This window comes from Pseudomonas parafulva (assembly GCF_000800255.1).
GTDB classification, from domain to species: domain Bacteria; phylum Pseudomonadota; class Gammaproteobacteria; order Pseudomonadales; family Pseudomonadaceae; genus Aquipseudomonas; species Aquipseudomonas boreofloridensis.
Map to the genome: position 1 here is coordinate 4,195,123 of NZ_CP009747.1, position 17,446 is coordinate 4,212,568.

Genomic DNA, 17,446 nt, shown 5'->3' on the forward strand with positions numbered 1-17,446 from the left:
TTATAGGGCCATTGCCGCCCCCGCGCGCCCCGCTTATCCTCGCAGCTTTTCGCCCAGCCCCAGGAACCCGGCCATGATCCACAGCGCCCAGCACGCTGCCTCCTACTATGCCGCCAGCCGCCTGCCGCAACCGGACTACCCGTGCCTGGAAGGCGAGCACAGCGCCGACGTGTGCATCGTCGGCGGCGGCTACTCAGGGCTCAATACCGCCATCGAACTGGCCGAGCGCGGCTTCTCCGTGGTCCTGCTCGAGGCCCGGCGCATCGGCTGGGGCGCCAGCGGGCGCAACGGCGGGCAGTTGATTCGCGGCGTGGGCCACGACGTCGAGCAGTTCCTGCCGGTCATCGGCGCAGACGGCGTACGCAGCCTCAAGCTGATGGGCCTGGAAGCCGTGCAGATTGCCCGCGAACGTATCGAGCAGCATGCCATCGCCTGCGACCTGACCTGGGGCTACAGCGACCTCGCCTACAAGCCGGCCGAGCTCGACGGGTTCGCCGCCGACGCCGATGAGTTGCGCAGCCTGGGCTACCGCCACGAGGTGCGCGTGGTGCCCGCATCGCAGATCCGCAGCGTGGTCAATTCGGCCTGCTTCGTCGGCGGCCTGGTGGACATGGGCTCAGGCCACGTGCACCCGCTGAACCTGGCCATCGGCGAGGCGGCCGTCGCGGCGCGCCTGGGCGTGAAGCTGCATGAAGGCTCCGAGGTGACCCGCATCGACTACGGCCCGCAGGTGCAGGTACACACGGCGCGCGGCCGGGTGCGCGCCAGCACCCTGGTGCTGTGCACCAACGCCTATCACAACGACCTGAACCGCGAATTGGGCGGCAAGGTGCTGCCCGCCGGCAGCTACATCATCGCCACCGAGCCGCTGGGCGAGGCCCGCGCTCGCGATTTGCTGCCACAGAACATGGCGGTGTGCGACCAACGCGTGGCGCTGGACTACTTCCGTCTGTCCGCCGACCACCGCTTGCTGTTCGGCGGCGCCTGCCACTATTCCGGGCGTGACCCCAAGGACATCGCCGCCTACATGGGCCCGAAGATGCTCAAGGTGTTCCCGCAACTGGCCGGGGTGCGCATCGACTACCAATGGGGCGGCATGATCGGCATCGGCGCCAATCGCCTGCCGCAGATCGGTCGCCTGCCCGAGCAGCCCAATGTGTACTACGCCCAGGCCTACTCGGGTCACGGCCTCAACGCCACGCACCTGGCCGGACGGTTGCTCGGCGAAGCCATCGGCGGTCAGCACAGCGGCCGCTTCGACCTGTTCGCCCAGGTGCCCCATGCCACCTTCCCGGGCGGCAAGTTGCTGCGCTCGCCGCTGCTGGCCTTGGGCATGCTCTGGTACCGGCTCAAGGAACTGCTCTGATCAACCGCGCCAGAACGGCTTACAGCCTTCTTCCCAGGCCTGCTCGCGGCTCAGACCGATGTCCAGCAACTGCTGGTCGCTGAGCTCGCGCAACAGCTTGCGCGACTGCCAGCGGTGCAGCATCAATCTCCATGAGCCAAGGTCTACCGGAGCGCATGACAGCCTTGAGGGCTGTCCTGCTGCACATTCGTCGGCCTGCAGCCTCAATCGCACATCGCTCATTCCGGTCATCGCCGCTTCTCCTTGTGATCGAAACCTGGTGCTAGCATGCGCTGGCGGGTTAGCGACGATACAGATCCAAACAAATCTTATTATTCCAATACAGAACTGGCGCAGCCGCAGCTGAATGGCGTATTTTCAGCCGATCTGTATGGTCGCGCCGATTAACCTGCGCAGGAGTATGCCTGTGAACCTGTACATGAACTTGGCCGAGCTGCTCGGCGCGCGTATCGAACAGGGCCTGTACCGCCCCGGCGAGCGCTTGCCCTCGGTGCGGGCGTTGAGCCTGGAGCACGGGGTCAGCCTGAGCACGGTGCAGCAGGCCTATCGGCAGTTGGAAGAGGCGGGCCTGGTATCGCCACGGCCCAAATCGGGTTATTTCGTGGCCGAGCACCTGAGCATGCCGGCGCTCCCGGCGATCAGCCGCCCGGCGCAGCGGCCGGTGGATATCTCGCAATGGGAGCAGGTGCTGGAACTGGTTCGCGCCAACCCTCGGCCCGACGTGATCCAGCTCGGGCGCGGCATGCCGGACATCGAAAGCCCCACCCTCAAACCGCTGCTGCGCAGCCTCGCCCAGCTCAGCCGGCGCCTGGACATGCCGGGGCTGTACTACGACAACATCCACGGCAACCTGGGCCTGCGCGAACAGATCGCGCGCCTGGCGCTGGACTCCGGTTGCACCCTGGCAGCGGGCGATCTGGTGGTCACCACGGGCTGCCATGAGGCACTGTCGACCAGCATCCGCGCGGTGTGCGAGCCCGGCGACATCGTCGCGGTGGATTCGCCAAGCTTCCACGGCGCCATGCAGACCCTCAAAGGGTTCGGCATGAAGGCGCTGGAGATCCCCACCGACCCGGTCACCGGCATCAGCCTGGAGGCCCTGGAACTGGCACTGGAACAATGGCCGATCAAGCTCATCCAGATCACGCCCAACTGCAACAACCCGCTGGGCTACATCATGCCCGAGGCGCGCAAGAAGGCGCTGCTCACCCTGGCCCAGCGCTATGACGTGGCGATCATCGAGGACGATGTGTACGGCGACCTGGCCTATACCTACCCGCGTCCGCGCACGCTCAAGTCGTTCGACGAGGACGGGCGCGTGCTGCTGTGCAGTTCGTTCTCCAAGACCCTCGCCCCCGGCCTGCGGGTCGGCTGGGTGGCGCCGGGGCGCTACCTGGAGCGGGTGCTGCACATGAAGTACATCAGCACCGGCAGCACGGCCTGCCAGCCGCAACTGGCAATCGCCGACTTCATCGCCCAGGGCCATTACCAGCCGCATTTGCGGCGGGTGCGTGCGCAGTATCAGCGTGCCCGCGACCAGATGAGCGACTGGGTCACGCGCTATTTCCCACCCGGCACCCGCGCCAGCCGGCCCCAAGGGGGATTCATGCTATGGGTCGAGCTGCCGGAGCGTTTCGATACCTTGCGTCTGAACCGCGCCTTGCTCGATCAAGGCGTACAGATCGCGGTGGGCAGCATCTTCTCGGCCTCGGGCAAGTACCGGCATTGCCTGCGCATGAATTTTGCCGCACGGGCCACCCCGCAGATCGAGACGGCCGTGCGCAAGGTCGGTGAAACCGCGTGCCGGCTACTGGCGCAGGACGACAACGGCGGGTAACTTTGCACGACCTTGCATGGTCCAAGGTTTCCACGTGACCCGTCGCACAGGACGATCCCCTTGAGTCTCCAGCGAGCCTTGCCCCTGCTGCTGGCGCTGCTGCTCGGCCTGCAGGGCTGCGCCAGCGTCGATACCCCGCGCGATGTCAGCCAGGCGCTGCCTGCCGCCGACTCCGCCTTCGGCCGCTCGGTGCAGCGCCAGGCCGCGCCCTACGAGGGGCGCTCCGGCTTCCGCCTGCTGCCCAACAGCAGCGAGGCGTTTCGGGCCCGCGCCGAGCTGATCCGCCATGCCCAGACTAGCATCGACCTGCAGTACTACATCGTCCACGACGGGCTCAGTACCCGCGCCCTGGTCCACGAACTACTGCGTGCCGCCGACCGCGGCGTGCGCGTGCGCATCCTGCTCGACGACACCACCAGCGATGGCCTGGACAGCCTGATCGCCACCCTGGACGCCCACCCGCGCATCCAGATCCGCCTGTTCAATCCGCTGCACCTTGGCCGCAGTACGGGCCTGACCCGCACCCTCGGACGGCTGTTCAACCTGTCGCTGCAACACCGGCGCATGCACAACAAGCTGTTCCTGGTCGACAACAGCATGGCCATCGTCGGCGGCCGCAACCTGGGCGATGAGTACTTCGATGCCGAGCCCAACCTCAACTTCACCGACATCGACCTGCTCGGCGTCGGTCCGGTGGCCGAACAGCTCGGGCACAGCTTCGACCAGTACTGGAACAGCGCCTTGAGCCGGCCGATCGGTGATTTTCTCTGGCGCACCCCGGACGCCGACGACCTGCACAGCAGCCGCCAACGGCTGGTGGTCTGGCTGGCACAGGCGCGGGAGAAGCACCCGGCACTGTACGACCGCCTGATGGCCTACCAGACCGAACCGCGCCTGGACACCTGGCGCAACGAGCTGATCTGGGCCCACAGCCAAGCGCTATGGGATGCGCCGAGCAAGGTGCTGTCCAGCGGCGACCCCGATCCGCACCTGCTGATGAGCCAGCAGTTGGCGCCGGACCTGGAGCGCGTGCACCGTGAACTGATCCTGGTGTCGGCCTACTTCGTGCCCGGCGAGCCGGGCCTGCTGTATCTCACCGGCCGTGCCGACGCCGGCGCCTCGGTGAAGCTGCTGACCAACTCGCTGGAGGCCACCGACGTGCCGGCCGTGCATGGCGGCTATGCGCCCTACCGGCGCGCGCTGCTGGAGCATGGGGTGGAGCTGTTCGAGCTGCGCCGCCAACCCGGCGATCCGAGTGCCGTACGCGGCGCGCTGAGCTTCAAGGGGCAGTCGGATTCGAGCCTGCACAGCAAGGCCATGGTCTTCGACCGGCAGAAGACCTTCATCGGCTCGTTCAACTTCGACCCGCGCTCGGTGCTGTGGAATACCGAAGTGGGGTTGTTGGTCGACAGCCCGGAGCTGGCCGAGTACACCCGCGAGCTGGCCGAACAGGGCATGGCCCCGGCGCTGAGCTACCAGCCCAAACTGGCTGACGGAAAGATGGTCTGGGTGACCGAGGACAACGGCCAGGTGCACACCCTGACCGAAGAGCCGGGCGACCTGTGGCGACGCTTCAACGCGTGGGTAGCCCAGGCGGTGGGACTGGAGCGAATGCTCTAGTCCCTTACAGCGCGGCCGGCTCGAACGCCCCCGCTCGCCGGGTCAACAACACCAGCCCTGCCGCACCGGCCGCCATCAGCCACAACAGCGCATGGCCGCTGACCCACTGGCTGCCCGCCCCGGCCAGCAGCGGCCCGAGCAGGCAACCGATGCCCCACAACTGCGCCACGTGGGCATTGGCCCGCACCAGCGCGTCGTCACGGTAGCGCTCGCCGATGAGGATCAGCGACAGGGTGAACAGCCCTCCGGCGCTGGCGCCGAACAGCACCCAAAGCGGCCAGATCGCGGGGGTATGCAGCAGCAGCGGAATCGCCAGGCTAGACCCCATCAGGCTCACGGCGCAGCCGCTGAACAGAGCCTGCCGGGACATGCGGTCGGCCAACGCGCCAATCGGCAGTTGCAGCACCGCGTCGCCGACCACCACGGTGCTGACCATGAACAGCGCCACTTCGGCGGTGAAGCCCTGCTGCAGCACGTAGACCGGCAGCAGCGTGAGAATCATCGCCTCGAAGGCGGCGAACAGGGCGATGGCCCAGGCGATCACTGGCAGGCGCCGACAGAAACCCAACAGATCGCGAAGGGTCACGCTGCACGCTTCGGTAGACGGCGCGCCCGTGCGGCCAAACAGCAGCAATGGCGACAGTAGCAGCAGGCCGGTGGCCGCCCAGAAGCCGAAGTCGTCATCCGAGCCGAGCACGCCCAACACCAGCGGCCCGGCCAGTTGGCTCAGGGCATAGCTGCTGCCGTAGAGCGCGACCAGACGACCGCGCCACTGCTCGACCACCAACTGGTTGATCCAGCTCTCGCCGAGGATGAACACCACCGTCAGCGAGGTGCCGATCAGCAAGCGCAGCGCCAGCCACAACGGATAGCTGGGCAGCAGCGCCAGCAGGCCGATCGACAGCGCCCCGCCCCACAGGCACAGACGCATCGCCGCCGGAACACCGAGCCAGCCAGCCAGACGACTGGCCAGGCTGGCGCCGAGCAGCACGCCGATGGCCGGCATCGCCGCCATCACACCAATAGCGAAACTGCCGTAGCCCCAGCCTTCCAGGCGCAGGGACACCAGCGGCATGCTCACGCCGAGGGCGAGGCCGACACTGAGCACCGAGGCCAGCACGGCAAAGTAGGTGGCCCAACGCATCGGCCTTCTCCTGAACGAAATGCACAAGGCCCACTCGCGTGCCAATCACCGAAGCGATTGACCCGCGAGTGGGCCATTGGGGAGGTTACAGCTTGATCCAGGTCGCTTTCAGTTCGGTGTACTTTTCCAGCGCATGCAGCGACTTGTCGCGGCCGTTGCCAGACTGCTTGAAGCCACCGAACGGCGCGGTCATGTCGCCGCCGTCGTACTGATTCACCCAGACGCTGCCAGCGCGCACGGCGCGAGCGGTCTTGTGCGCCTTGGACAGGTCGGCGGTCCAGATGCCAGCGGCCAGGCCGTAAGGCGTGTCGTTGGCGATGGCCACGGCCTCTTCGGCGCTGTCGAAGGCGATCACCGACAGTACCGGGCCGAAGATCTCTTCCTGGGCGATCTTCATGGCATTGGTCACGCCGTCGAAGATGGTCGGCTCGACATAGGTACCGCCGGTTTCCTCAAGGATGCGCTTGCCGCCGGCCAGCAGCGTGGCGCCGTCCTGATGACCGGCGTCGATGTACGACAGCACGGTGTTCATCTGCTGGGTATCGACCAGCGCGCCTACCGTGGTGGCCGGGTCCAGCGGGTTGCCGGGCTTCCAGGCCTTGAGCGCCTCGACCACCATCGGCAGGAAGGTGTCCTTGATCGAGCGCTCGACCAGCAGGCGCGAACCGGCGGTGCAGACCTCGCCCTGGTTGAAGGCGATGGCGCTGGCGGCAGCCTGGGCGGCGGCGTGCAGATCAGGCGCGTCGGCGAAGACGATGTTCGGGCTCTTGCCACCGGCTTCGAGCCAGATGCGCTTCATGTTCGACTCGCCGGCATACACCATCAGTTGCTTGGCGATGCGCGTGGAGCCGGTGAACACCAGGGTGTCCACGTCCATGTGCAGGGCCAGGGCCTTGCCGACCGTGTGGCCATAGCCTGGCAGCACGTTCAGTACGCCGGCCGGGATACCGGCCTCGATGGCCAACTGGGCGATGCGGATGGCAGTCAGCGGCGATTTCTCGGAAGGCTTGAGCACCACCGAGTTGCCGGTGGCCAGCGCCGGGCCGAGTTTCCAGCAGGCCATCATCAGGGGGAAGTTCCACGGCACGATGGCACCGACCACACCCACCGGCTCGCGGGTGACCAGACCGAGCTGATCATGGGGCGTTGGGGCCACTTCGTCGTAGACCTTGTCGATGGCCTCGGCGGTCCAGTGGATGGCGTTGGCTGCGCCGGGGATGTCGATGCTGGAGGAGTCGCTGATCGGCTTGCCCATGTCCAGGGTTTCCAGCAGCGCCAGTTCCTCGACATGCTGGCGCAGCAGGCCGGCGAAGCGGATGAGCGTGGCCTTGCGCTTGGCCGGCGGCAGTTGCGACCAGACACCCGAAGCGAAGGTGGCGCGGGCATTTTCTACCGCGCGGTTGGCATCGGCCAGGTCGCAACTGGCAACCTTGGCCAGGAAGCGCCCGTCGACCGGGCTCAGGCACTCGAAAGTATCGCCGGAGGCGGCGTCGGTATAGTGGCCGTCGATGAAGGCGCGGCCTTCGATCTTCAGTTGCTGGGCACGTTGTTCCCAATCCGCACGCGTCAAGGTGGTCATACGAAACTCCTCCTCTTGTTGAAGTGCAGCCCCGTACCGAGGACTCACGGGCACTGTCGGATATGCTGGCCGGGCGCCGAGCGCACACGGGCATCCGACACCCTAAACCAGGCCTGACAAACTATCAATATATTTGACACTAAAGGCTAAAATGCCTACTGATGTGCATTTTATTAAACAATCAACGTGTTGAACCACAAAGGGTATCCAGCATGAGCATCGACCGCATCATCGATTTCGCCCAAGCCCTGACCGAGGCCGAGCGCTACCGCCCAGCGGCGGAAAAGATCCTCAAGGGTGATCCCGACCAGGCCGTGTACAACCACTATTCCAGTCCTTGTGGGCAGTTCGCGGCAGGGGTCTGGGAAGGTGAGCTGGGGCAGTGGACGGTGAACTACACCGAGCACGAATACTGCGAGATCGTCCAGGGCGTATCGGTGCTGCGCGATGAAGACGGCAACACCAAGACCCTGCGCGCGGGTGATCGCTTCGTCATTCCGGCCGGTTTCAAGGGCACCTGGGAGGTGCTGGAGCCGTGCCGCAAGATTTATGTGATGTTCGAGCAACGCTGATCGCTTGGGCAGGATTATCTACCGCCGCCATACAACCGCCGAGGGTGAACATGGGAGTGTCCAATCCGGACCATTCAGGAGAGCCACCCATGTCCATCGAAAAGACCACCGGCCAAGCCATCGAAACCTGCGGCACCGCCATGACTGACACCCAAGTCAACGAAGCCATGCAGAGCTTGATCGGCAAGACCTATACCGACGCGATTCGTGACGAGCTGAAACAGACCACTGGCCGTCCGGTCACCGGGCCAGCCGACATCGTCACCCGTGAGCTGAATCCTCAGCGCATCAACCTGCGTACCGACGCGCAGGGTGTGATCAGCGGTGTCGACTTCGGTTGATCCCACTGGCCGAACGTTTAGGACCGCTTCCATCGGAAGCGGTTTTTTTTCGCCTGACAGGTAGTTCGCGGCTACTTTGCGCGTTGCAATCCTTAATTATCGCTCGGCCAAGATGCCGCCACCTGAACATAGCGGTGTCCAATGTCGGACAGCAGATCAGGAGTACGCAGCATGACCACCGACATTCTCGGCCCGGTTCGCCATATCATCGGCTCGCGATACGTGGAAACCGTGCAGGCCTATGCGCTCGAACTGACCGGCTTGAAGGCTGTGAGGATCGTAAAAAGCGATGCAGACCTGCGCGATTACCGCCCAGATCAACTGCGCATCTACATGGATGACAGTGGCTTCATCACGAACCTGGCCAATGCCTGAAGTCTGGCGCTGTCGAAAACCGCTTCCCTACCGAAGCGGTTTTTTCTGCACCTAGATATTTACAGCGTCTCGGCCCACAGGATGATCGACCATCGTTCGGCCTCGACTGGAGGCTTATCGAAAAGGACACGATCATGGACAGCCAACAAGCGACACACGCTCTGCAGCACCTGCTGGGCACACCTTTCGTACCCAGCGCAGTGAGCTACATGAAGGAACTGGCCGGCGTGAGCAATGCTGAGCAGGTCGGTGAAGTCATCACGCTGCAAGCGCGCCATGACGTCGTGCTGTACAGCGTCGAAGACGGCAACATCACCTTCGTTGCAGCCCACGTCTAAGCCTGCCAAGCATCACCTGGCATAAAAAAACCCGCCTTCTTGCGAAGGCGGGTTTTTTTCAGGTCGCCGATCAATTACTTGATCTTGGCTTCCTTGTACACCACGTGCTTGCGAACGACCGGATCGTATTTCTTGATCTCGATCTTGTCCGGGGTGGTGCGCTTGTTCTTGTCGGTGGTGTAGAAGTGGCCAGTGCCAGCACTCGAAACCAGACGGATCAATTCACGCATGACGTTCTCCTTAGAACTTTTCGCCGCGAGCGCGCAGCTCGGCCAGCACTACGTCGATACCACGCTTGTCAATGACGCGCATGCCTTTGGCGGAAACGCGCAGACGCACGAAACGCTTCTCGGACTCGACCCAGAAACGGTGATGCTGCAGGTTCGGCAGGAAACGACGACGGGTTTTGTTGTTTGCGTGGGAAATGTTATTCCCGGTTACCGGACCCTTACCGGTAACTTGACAGACTCTCGACATGCCTCAGCCCTCTAAAACCACATGCCCAACCCGGCATGGGTTGGCCGCTTAATCTCTCAGTCTATGGCGCCAAGGCGCCGTGTTTCTGGGGGTCTTATCGAACCGGCTCGAATGAGCGACAGACCGAGCCCCTAGAAAAGAGCGCTGCTTTATACCAGAAAGGGTCGACCACAACAACAGAAGATGCACATTCCAGGCGGGTCGATTGCGCCGGGCCAGCATAGCGACAAGGCTTGCGCACTGTCGACCGCTCGTCGCCGCGCGGCGCAAAAATCCGGTAGCCATTTGCCAAGCGGCACTCTAGGGTTAGAGCTTTCCGCTTCCAGACTGCACTGGCAGATGGGCCACTGACCAGCCGAGGATACCGCATGCGCGTCGCCGCCCTTTCCGTTCTGTTCACTTCCCTGTTCGTCGCGGGCCTGGCCCAGGCAGCGCCGCTGTCGGTGTGCACCGAGGCCAGCCCCGAAGGTTTCGATGTGGTCCAGTACAACTCGCTGACCACCACCAATGCCTCGGCCGATGTGCTGATGAATCGCCTGGTCGAGTTCGACGCTGGCCAGGGCAAGGTGGTGCCGAGCCTGGCGCAAGCCTGGACCGTGTCCGACGATGGCCTGACCTACGACTTCACCCTGCGCGATGGCGTGAAATTCCACAGTACCGACTACTTCAAGCCTACCCGCACGCTGAACGCCGACGACGTGCTGTTCAGCTTCCAGCGCATGCTGTATCCGGCCCACGCCTGGCACAAGACCGCGCCGGGCGGCTATCCGCATGCCCAGTCGCTGCAACTGGGCAGCCTGATCAAGTCGATCGAGGCGCCTGACCCGCAGCATGTACGCTTCGTCCTGAGCCACCCCGACGCCACGTTCCTGGCCACGCTGAGCATGGGCTTCGCTTCGATCTACTCCGCCGAATATGCCGACAAGCTACTCAAGGCCGGCACCCCGGAGAAGCTCAACAGCCAGCCGATCGGCACCGGCCCGTTCGTTTTTCAGCGCTTCCAGAAGGACGCGGTGGTGCGCTATCGCGCCAATCCCGACTATTTCGACGGCAAGCCTGCGGTCGATCCGCTGATCTTCGCCATCGCTACCGACCCCAACGTGCGCCTGCAGAAGCTCAAGCGCAACGAGTGCCAGGTGGCGCTCTCGCCCAAGCCACTGGACATCACCGAAGCCACCCAGGACGGCAGCCTCAAGGTCGCCTCCACCCCGGCCTTCATGACCGCTTTCGTCGCCCTGAACAGCGAGCACCCGCCGCTGGACAAGCCTGAGGTGCGCCAGGCCATCAACCTGGCCTTCGACAAGTCGGCCTACGTCAAAGCCGTGTTCGACGACACCGCCACCGCCGCCAACGGCCCCTACCCGCCCAACACCTGGAGCTACGCCAAGGACTTGCCCGGCTACAGCCTGAACCTGAAAAAGGCCAAGGCGCTGCTGACCAAAGCGGGCCTGGGCGAGGGCTTCAGCACCACGATCTGGACCCGACCTTCGGGCAGCCTGCTCAACCCCAACCCCAGCCTCGGCGCGCAGATGCTCCAGGCCGACCTGGCCAAGGTCGGCATCAAGGCCGAAATCCGCACCATCGAATGGGGCGAGCTGATCCGCCGCGCCAAGGCCGGCGAGCATGACTTGCTGTTCATGGGCTGGGCGGGCGACAACGGTGACCCGGACAACTTCCTCACGCCACAGTTTTCCTGCGCGGCGGTGAAGTCCGGGACCAACTTCGCACGCTTGTGCGACAGCCGCCTGGATCAGTTGATCAACGCTGGGCGTACCACCAACGACCAGAGCGTGCGCAGCCGCCTGTACCAGCAGGCGCAGACCTTGATCCAGCAGCAGGCGCTGTGGCTGCCCCTGGCTCACCCCACTGCCGCGACCTTGCTCAGCAAGCGCGTGGAGGGGTATCAGGTGAGTCCGTTCGGGCGCGTGGACTTCAGCAAGGTGTCGGTGGAGCGTTGACCGGCAGCCGATCAACGCCGACTTCATCGCGGATTCACCCGCGATGAAGCGACCCAAGCCGTCCACTACCCCCCTATCCAGCCCTGCTCCACCATGGATAACGGCTCGCCGTCACCGACGATCACATGGTCGAGCACGCGGACGTCGATCAACGCCAGCGCTTGCTTCAAGGTGCGGGTCAGGCGCACGTCATCCTCGCTCGGCTCGCAGTTTCCGGACGGATGGTTGTGACAGATGATCAACGCCGCCGCGTTGTGCAGCAGCGAGCGGCGCACCACTTCTCGCGGGTAGATGCTCGCCCGGTCGATGGTGCCGCGAAACAGGATCTCGAACGCGACCGGCCGGTGCTTGGTGTCCAGGAACAGGCAAGCGAATACCTCGCTGTTCTCATGGCGCAGCATGGCCTTGAGGTAACGGCGCACGGCGGCGGGGTTCTCCAGCGCTGAGGTGCGTTCGATGGTCTGGTCCAGATAGCGTCTGCCCACTTCCAGCAGCGCCTGCAATTGCGTGTACTTCACCGGCCCCATGCCCGGCTCGCGCAACAACATTGCGCGATCGGCCTCCAGAAACGGGCGCAGCCCGCCGAAGCGCGCGAGCAGGCTTCGCGCGAGGTCGACGACATTGCGCCCGGCCACGCCCGAACCGAGCAGCACGGCCAGCAGTTCGGCGTCGGACAGCACTGCTGCGCCGCGTGCCAGCAACTTTTCCCTCGGCCGCTCATCCTGCGGCCATTCCCTGATGTTCATACCCCTCCTTGCGTGCTACTGCGGCGGCTTCGAGCCCTGTGTTAATCTAGTTCGCCTCGTTGAATGCGACGTTCTGCCGCAGGCATGTTCAAACATCGTCGCCCGCTTTTACTGGAAAAAGGCAAGCCTATGCAGCGGCTGTATCGCAAGCGCATCGTTCTCGGCGTGGGTGGCGGCATTGCCGCCTACAAGAGCGCCGAGCTGATTCGCCGACTTCTGGAACACGGCGCGCAGGTGCGCGTCGTCATGACCCGCGGCGGGGCCGAGTTCATCACCCCGCTGACCCTGCAGGCGCTCTCCGGTCATCCGGTGCACATGGATCTGCTCGACCCTGCCGCCGAAGCGGCCATGGGGCATATCGAACTGGCCAAGTGGGCCGACCTGGTGCTCATCGCCCCGGCCACCGCCGACCTCATGGCGCGCCTGGCCCAAGGCATGGCCGACGACCTGCTGACCACCCTGGTGCTGGCCACCGACGCCACCGTCGCCGTGGCACCGGCCATGAACCAGGCCATGTGGCGCGACCCGGCCACCCAGGACAACCTGGCGCTGCTCGAGCGCCGGGGCATCCAGGTGTTCGGTCCAGCCTCCGGCAGCCAGGCCTGCGGCGACGTGGGCCTGGGCCGTATGCTCGAAGCCACCGACCTGGCCTGGTGCGCCGCCGAAACCTTCAAGCGCCAGTCGCTGACCGGCAAGCACGTGTTGATCACCGCCGGCCCCACCCAGGAAAACATCGATCCGGTGCGCTACATCACCAATCATAGTTCCGGAAAGATGGGCTTCGCCCTGGCCGAGGCGGCGGTCGAAGCGGGGGCTCGGGTGACCCTCGTCACCGGCCCCGTGCACCTGGCGACCCCCGACCGGGTCACCCGTATCGACGTGGTGAGCGCGCGGGACATGCTCGCCGCCTGCGAAGCGGCCATGCCCTGCGACCTGTTCATCGCCTCGGCGGCGGTCGCGGACTACCGCCCGGAAGTGGTTGCCCCGCAGAAGCTCAAGAAAGACCCTACGAGCGGCGACGGCATGCTGCTGCAGATGGTGCGTAATCCGGATATCCTTGCCACCCTCGCCGGCCGCGCCGACCGTCCGTTCAGCGTCGGCTTCGCCGCCGAGACCGAACACCTGCTCGATTACGCCACGCGCAAGCTCAAGGACAAGAATCTCGACCTGATCGTCGCCAACGATGTGGCCAACCCCAGCATCGGCTTCAACAGCGAAGAGAACGCCTTGACCGTGATCGACCGCCAGCAGCACCAGACCCTCTTCGCGCAGACCAGCAAGGGCAAGATCGCCCGCCAACTGGTCGCCTTCATCGCCGAACGGCTCAATCAGGTTCAATGAGTTACATGCACGCTCTTCAAGCCAAGATCCTCGACCCACGCCTGGGTACCGAATTCCCCCTGCCGCAGTACGCCACGCCCGGTTCCGCCGGTCTGGACCTGCGCGCCCTGCTCACCGAGGACACCGTCCTCGAACCGGGTCAGACCCTGTTGATCCCCACCGGCCTGTCGATCTACATCGGCGATCCGGGCCTGGCAGCGATGATCCTGCCGCGCTCCGGCCTGGGCCACAAACACGGCGTGGTACTGGGCAACCTGGTGGGCCTGATCGACTCGGACTACCAAGGCGAGCTGATGGTCTCGTGCTGGAACCGGGGCAACACCGCCTTCACCATCAGCGTCGGCGAGCGCATTGCCCAACTGATCCTGGTGCCCGTGGTGCAGGCGCATTTCGACATCGTCGAGGCCTTCGACGAAACCCAGCGTGGCAGCGGCGGCTTCGGTCACTCCGGTACCCGCTGAAGCGACCGCCGGGGCCATGGATGGCGAACTCTCGGGTCCAACGACCGTCCAAGCGTTCTGTTTGCGCCTACCCAGAAGCCTCAGACCCTTGGAGTCCCCCTGAGATGAACGATATGGCCCAGCTGGTTCCCGCACTGCCGGACAGCATTTTCCGCGCCTATGACATCCGCGGCATCGTCGGCAAGACGCTGCACGCCGAGACCGCCTACTGGATCGGCCGCGCCATCGGCGCCCAGACCCTCGCCCAGGGCGAGCCGAAGATTTCCGTAGGCCGCGACGGCCGCTTGTCCGGCCCGATGCTGGTCGAGCAACTGATCCAGGGCCTGGCCGATGCCGGCTGCCAGGTCAGCGACGTGGGACTGGTGCCCACCCCCGCGCTGTACTTCGCCGCCAACGTGCTGGCCGGCACCTCCGGCGTGATGCTCACCGGCAGCCACAATCCCTCGGACTACAACGGCTTCAAGATCGTCATCGCCGGCGACACCTTGGCCAATGAACAGATCCAGGCCCTGCTGACCCGCCTGAAAACCAACGACCTGACCCGCGCAGAGGGCAGCGTCGAGCGCGTCGAGATCCTCGAGCGCTATTTCCAGCAGATCGTCGAGGACGTGAAGCTGGCCAAGCCGCTCAAGGTGGTGGTCGACTGCGGCAACGGCGCAGCGGGCGTGATCGCCCCGCGCCTGATCGAGGCCCTGGGTTGCGACGTGATCCCGCTGTTCTGTGAGGTCGACGGCCACTTCCCCAACCATCACCCGGACCCGGGCAAGCCGGAAAACCTCGAAGACCTGATCGCCAAGGTGCGCGAAACCGGTGCCGACCTGGGCCTGGCCTTCGACGGTGACGGTGACCGCGTCGGCGTGGTGACCAACACCGGCAGCATCGTCTACCCCGACCGCCTGCTGATGCTGTTCGCCCAGGACGTGCTGTCGCGCAACCCCGGCGCCGAGATCATCTTCGACGTCAAATGCACCCGCCGCCTCACCCCGCTGATCGAGCAGCACGGCGGTCGCGCCCTGATGTGGAAGACCGGTCATTCGTTGATCAAGAAGAAGATGAAACTGACCGGCTCGCTGCTGGCCGGCGAGATGAGCGGGCACATCTTCATCAAGGAACGCTGGTACGGTTTCGACGACGGTATCTACAGCGCCGCACGCCTGCTGGAAATCCTCAGCAAGGCCGAGCAGTCTGCCGAAGACCTGTTCGCCGCGTTCCCGAACGATATTTCCACGCCGGAAATCAACATCGATGTGACCGACGAGGGTAAATTCAGCATCATTGATGCACTGCAACGCGACGCCGACTGGGGCGCGGCCGAACTCACCACCATCGACGGTGTGCGGGTCGACTATCCCCACGGCTGGGGCCTGGTTCGCGCCTCCAACACCACGCCGGTGCTGGTGCTGCGCTTCGAGGCCGACAGCGAGACAGAACTGAACCGAATCAAGACTGTATTCCGTGAGCAGTTGCACAAGGTCGAGCCTGGCCTGCACCTGCCGTTCTGACGTTCACATACTGGAGCCCTGCATGACCCTCGATCGCGACGCCGCTTCCCATGTAGCCGAGGTTTTGTCCGAAGCGCTGCCCTACATCCGCCGCTTCGTCGGCAAGACCCTGGTGATCAAGTACGGCGGCAACGCGATGGAGAGCGAAGAGCTCAAGACCGGCTTCGCCCGGGACATCGTGCTGATGAAGGCGGTAGGCATCAACCCGGTGGTGGTGCATGGCGGCGGCCCGCAGATCGGCGATCTGCTCAAGCGCCTGTCGATCGAGAGCCACTTCATCGACGGCATGCGCGTCACCGACTCGGCGACCATGGATGTGGTGGAGATGGTGCTGGGCGGTCAGGTGAACAAGGACATCGTCAACCTGATCAACCGTCACGGCGGCAGCGCCATCGGCCTGACGGGCAAGGACGCCGAGCTGATCCGCGCGAAGAAGCTCACCGTCAGCCGCCAGACCCCGGAAATGACCACGCCCGAGATCATCGACATCGGTCATGTCGGCGAAGTGGTCGGGGTCAACACCGAGTTGCTGAACATGCTGGTACGCGGCGACTTCATCCCGGTGATCGCGCCGATCGGCGTGGGCGCCAACGGTGAGTCGTACAACATCAACGCCGACCTGGTGGCGGGCAAGGTGGCCGAGGCGCTGAAAGCCGAGAAGCTGATGCTGCTGACCAACATTGCCGGCCTGATGGACAAGCAGGGCCAGGTGCTCACCGGCCTGACCACCGAGCAAGTCAACGAACTGATCGCCGACGGCACCATCTACGGCGGCATGCTGCCGAAGATCAAGTGCGCACTCGAGGCGGTGCAGGGCGGCGTCAACAGCTCGCACATCATCGACGGTCGCGTACCGAACGCGGTGCTGCTGGAGATCTTCACCGACAGCGGCGTCGGCACCCTCATCACCAACCGCAAACGCGCCTGACAGCGTCGCAGCAAGACTTCGCGGGACCGTCCGTGCCTTCGGCAATGGACGGTCCCGCGATGCACTTCACGTTTCTCAACTTTCCCTCCAGATGGCCGAAACAACGTGGCAGAATGCACGCCCGTTGCAAAAAGTTACCGTTCATCTGGAGAAACTCGCGTGAAATACGCATCACAAGGACTCGTGCTGGCCGCCGCCATCGCCCTCGGGTCCATCGCCGGCTGCGCTACCGAAACCTCTACTGCCGTGGCCGTTCAACAGGTCGAGAGCGTCAACCGCCCCTACAGCGGCGTGCGCACCCCGATCGCCGTCGGCAAGTTCGACAACCGTTCGAGCTACATGCGCGGCATCTTCTCCGACGGCATCGACCGCCTCGGCGGCCAGGCCAAGACCATCCTCATCACCCACCTGCAGCAAACCCACCGGTTCAACGTACTGGACCGCGACAACATGGGTGAGATCCAGCAGGAAGCGCAGATCAAGGGCCAGAGCCAGCGTCTGAAGGGCGCCGATTTCGTGGTCACCGGCGATGTCACCGAGTTCGGCCGCAAGGAAGTGGGCGATCACCAGCTGTTCGGCATTCTCGGCCGCGGTAAGACCCAGATCGCCTACGCCAAGGTGGCGCTGAACATCGTCAACATCAGCACCTCCGAAGTGGTGTATTCCAGCCAGGGCGCCGGCGAATACGCGCTGTCGAACCGCGAAGTCATCGGCTTTGGCGGCACCGCCAGCTACGACTCCACCCTCAACGGCAAGGTCCTGGACCTGGCCATGCGCGAGGCGGTGAACAAGCTGGTCAGCGCCGTGGACAGTGGCCAGTGGAAGCCACAGGCCCAGTAATCGACGCCCGACGTTTCGACA

18 protein-coding genes and 1 pseudogene are annotated in these 17,446 nt (G+C 64.6%); 13 read left to right on the plus strand and 6 right to left on the minus strand.

Annotated elements, in window-relative coordinates:
- The first annotated feature begins 73 nt into the window (after positions 1–73).
- Entirely contained in the window at positions 74–1,366 is a 1,293-nt protein-coding gene (locus NJ69_RS18335; RefSeq protein ID WP_039581956.1) for an NAD(P)/FAD-dependent oxidoreductase, read from the plus strand.
- On the opposite strand, the gene NJ69_RS23270 is transcribed toward NJ69_RS18335, so the two are convergent.
- On the minus strand, positions 1,367–1,489 hold the full coding sequence (locus NJ69_RS23270) for a DUF1127 domain-containing protein (protein ID WP_369811409.1): 123 nt from the start codon (positions 1,487–1,489) through the stop codon (positions 1,367–1,369).
- A gap of 283 nt (positions 1,490–1,772) precedes the next feature.
- On the opposite strand from NJ69_RS23270, the gene NJ69_RS18345 reads away from it, so the two are divergent.
- Entirely contained in the window at positions 1,773–3,203 is a 1,431-nt protein-coding gene (locus NJ69_RS18345; RefSeq protein WP_155290549.1) for a PLP-dependent aminotransferase family protein, read from the plus strand.
- A 60-nt stretch (positions 3,204–3,263) separates the two neighbouring features.
- Positions 3,264–4,823 carry a phospholipase D family protein gene (locus NJ69_RS18350; protein ID WP_039581964.1) on the plus strand — a complete coding sequence of 520 codons (1,560 nt, stop codon included), beginning with the start codon at positions 3,264–3,266 and terminating at the stop codon, positions 4,821–4,823.
- A 4-nt stretch (positions 4,824–4,827) separates the two neighbouring features.
- Here NJ69_RS18350 and NJ69_RS18355 read toward each other — a convergent pair whose 3' ends face one another.
- Both NJ69_RS18355 and NJ69_RS18360 read right to left on the minus strand, forming a co-directional pair.
- Positions 4,828–5,967, minus strand: coding sequence for an MFS transporter (locus NJ69_RS18355; protein WP_039581966.1), 1,140 nt, complete (start codon positions 5,965–5,967; stop codon positions 4,828–4,830).
- An 85-nt stretch (positions 5,968–6,052) separates the two neighbouring features.
- The gene (locus NJ69_RS18360; protein ID WP_039581969.1) at positions 6,053–7,546 is read right to left on the minus strand and encodes an aldehyde dehydrogenase; all 1,494 of its coding nucleotides are present in this window, start codon (positions 7,544–7,546) and stop codon (positions 6,053–6,055) included.
- Between the two features lie 212 nt (positions 7,547–7,758).
- On the opposite strand from NJ69_RS18360, the gene NJ69_RS18365 reads away from it, so the two are divergent.
- From NJ69_RS18365 to NJ69_RS18380, 4 genes are all read left to right on the plus strand, one after another.
- Positions 7,759–8,118, plus strand: a complete 360-nt coding sequence (locus tag NJ69_RS18365; RefSeq protein WP_029613170.1) for a cupin domain-containing protein — start codon at positions 7,759–7,761, stop codon at positions 8,116–8,118.
- Positions 8,119–8,207: 89 nt separating this feature from the next.
- Complete coding sequence (locus NJ69_RS18370) at positions 8,208–8,459, plus strand: I78 family peptidase inhibitor (protein ID WP_052192148.1); 252 nt, start codon at positions 8,208–8,210, stop codon at positions 8,457–8,459.
- Between the two features lie 171 nt (positions 8,460–8,630).
- Positions 8,631–8,834 (plus strand): hypothetical protein, encoded by a 204-nt coding sequence (locus tag NJ69_RS18375; protein WP_039581971.1) that lies wholly within the window; start codon positions 8,631–8,633, stop codon positions 8,832–8,834.
- Positions 8,835–8,968: 134 nt separating this feature from the next.
- Complete coding sequence (locus NJ69_RS18380; RefSeq protein ID WP_029613173.1) at positions 8,969–9,172, plus strand: hypothetical protein; 204 nt, start codon at positions 8,969–8,971, stop codon at positions 9,170–9,172.
- A 74-nt stretch (positions 9,173–9,246) separates the two neighbouring features.
- On the opposite strand, the gene rpmG is transcribed toward NJ69_RS18380, so the two are convergent.
- Both rpmG and rpmB read right to left on the minus strand, forming a co-directional pair.
- Entirely contained in the window at positions 9,247–9,402 is a 156-nt protein-coding gene (gene rpmG / locus NJ69_RS18385) for a 50S ribosomal protein L33 (RefSeq protein ID WP_003253507.1), read from the minus strand.
- Positions 9,403–9,412: 10 nt separating this feature from the next.
- Positions 9,413–9,649, minus strand: coding sequence for a 50S ribosomal protein L28 (gene rpmB, locus NJ69_RS22495; protein WP_003258972.1), 237 nt, complete (start codon positions 9,647–9,649; stop codon positions 9,413–9,415).
- 368 nt (positions 9,650–10,017) lie between these two features.
- Here rpmB and NJ69_RS18395 point away from each other — a divergent pair, with 368 nt between their 5' ends.
- Positions 10,018–11,607: an ABC transporter substrate-binding protein gene (locus tag NJ69_RS18395; RefSeq protein WP_039581991.1), complete on the plus strand. Its 1,590-nt coding sequence runs from the start codon at positions 10,018–10,020 to the stop codon at positions 11,605–11,607.
- Positions 11,608–11,672: 65 nt separating this feature from the next.
- Here NJ69_RS18395 and radC read toward each other — a convergent pair whose 3' ends face one another.
- Positions 11,673–12,353 (minus strand): RadC family protein, encoded by a 681-nt coding sequence (gene radC / locus NJ69_RS18400; RefSeq protein WP_039581994.1) that lies wholly within the window; start codon positions 12,351–12,353, stop codon positions 11,673–11,675.
- A 129-nt stretch (positions 12,354–12,482) separates the two neighbouring features.
- Here radC and coaBC point away from each other — a divergent pair, with 129 nt between their 5' ends.
- The 5 genes and pseudogenes from coaBC (at position 12,483) to NJ69_RS18425 (ending at position 17,425) form a co-directional block, all read left to right on the plus strand.
- Complete coding sequence (coaBC, locus tag NJ69_RS18405; RefSeq protein WP_039581997.1) at positions 12,483–13,694, plus strand: bifunctional phosphopantothenoylcysteine decarboxylase/phosphopantothenate--cysteine ligase CoaBC; 1,212 nt, start codon at positions 12,483–12,485, stop codon at positions 13,692–13,694.
- Positions 13,695–13,699: 5 nt separating this feature from the next.
- Positions 13,700–14,155, plus strand: coding sequence for a dUTP diphosphatase (gene dut, locus NJ69_RS18410; protein WP_029613175.1), 456 nt, complete (start codon positions 13,700–13,702; stop codon positions 14,153–14,155).
- Between the two features lie 128 nt (positions 14,156–14,283).
- Positions 14,284–15,657: pseudogene (locus NJ69_RS18415) on the plus strand (phosphomannomutase/phosphoglucomutase); the annotation flags it as partial.
- A gap of 22 nt (positions 15,658–15,679) precedes the next feature.
- A complete protein-coding gene (gene argB, locus NJ69_RS18420) occupies positions 15,680–16,585 on the plus strand; it encodes an acetylglutamate kinase (RefSeq protein ID WP_029613177.1) in 906 nt (301 codons plus the stop codon).
- Between the two features lie 159 nt (positions 16,586–16,744).
- Complete coding sequence (locus tag NJ69_RS18425; protein ID WP_029613178.1) at positions 16,745–17,425, plus strand: CsgG/HfaB family protein; 681 nt, start codon at positions 16,745–16,747, stop codon at positions 17,423–17,425.
- The last annotated feature ends 21 nt before the right edge of the window (positions 17,426–17,446 follow it).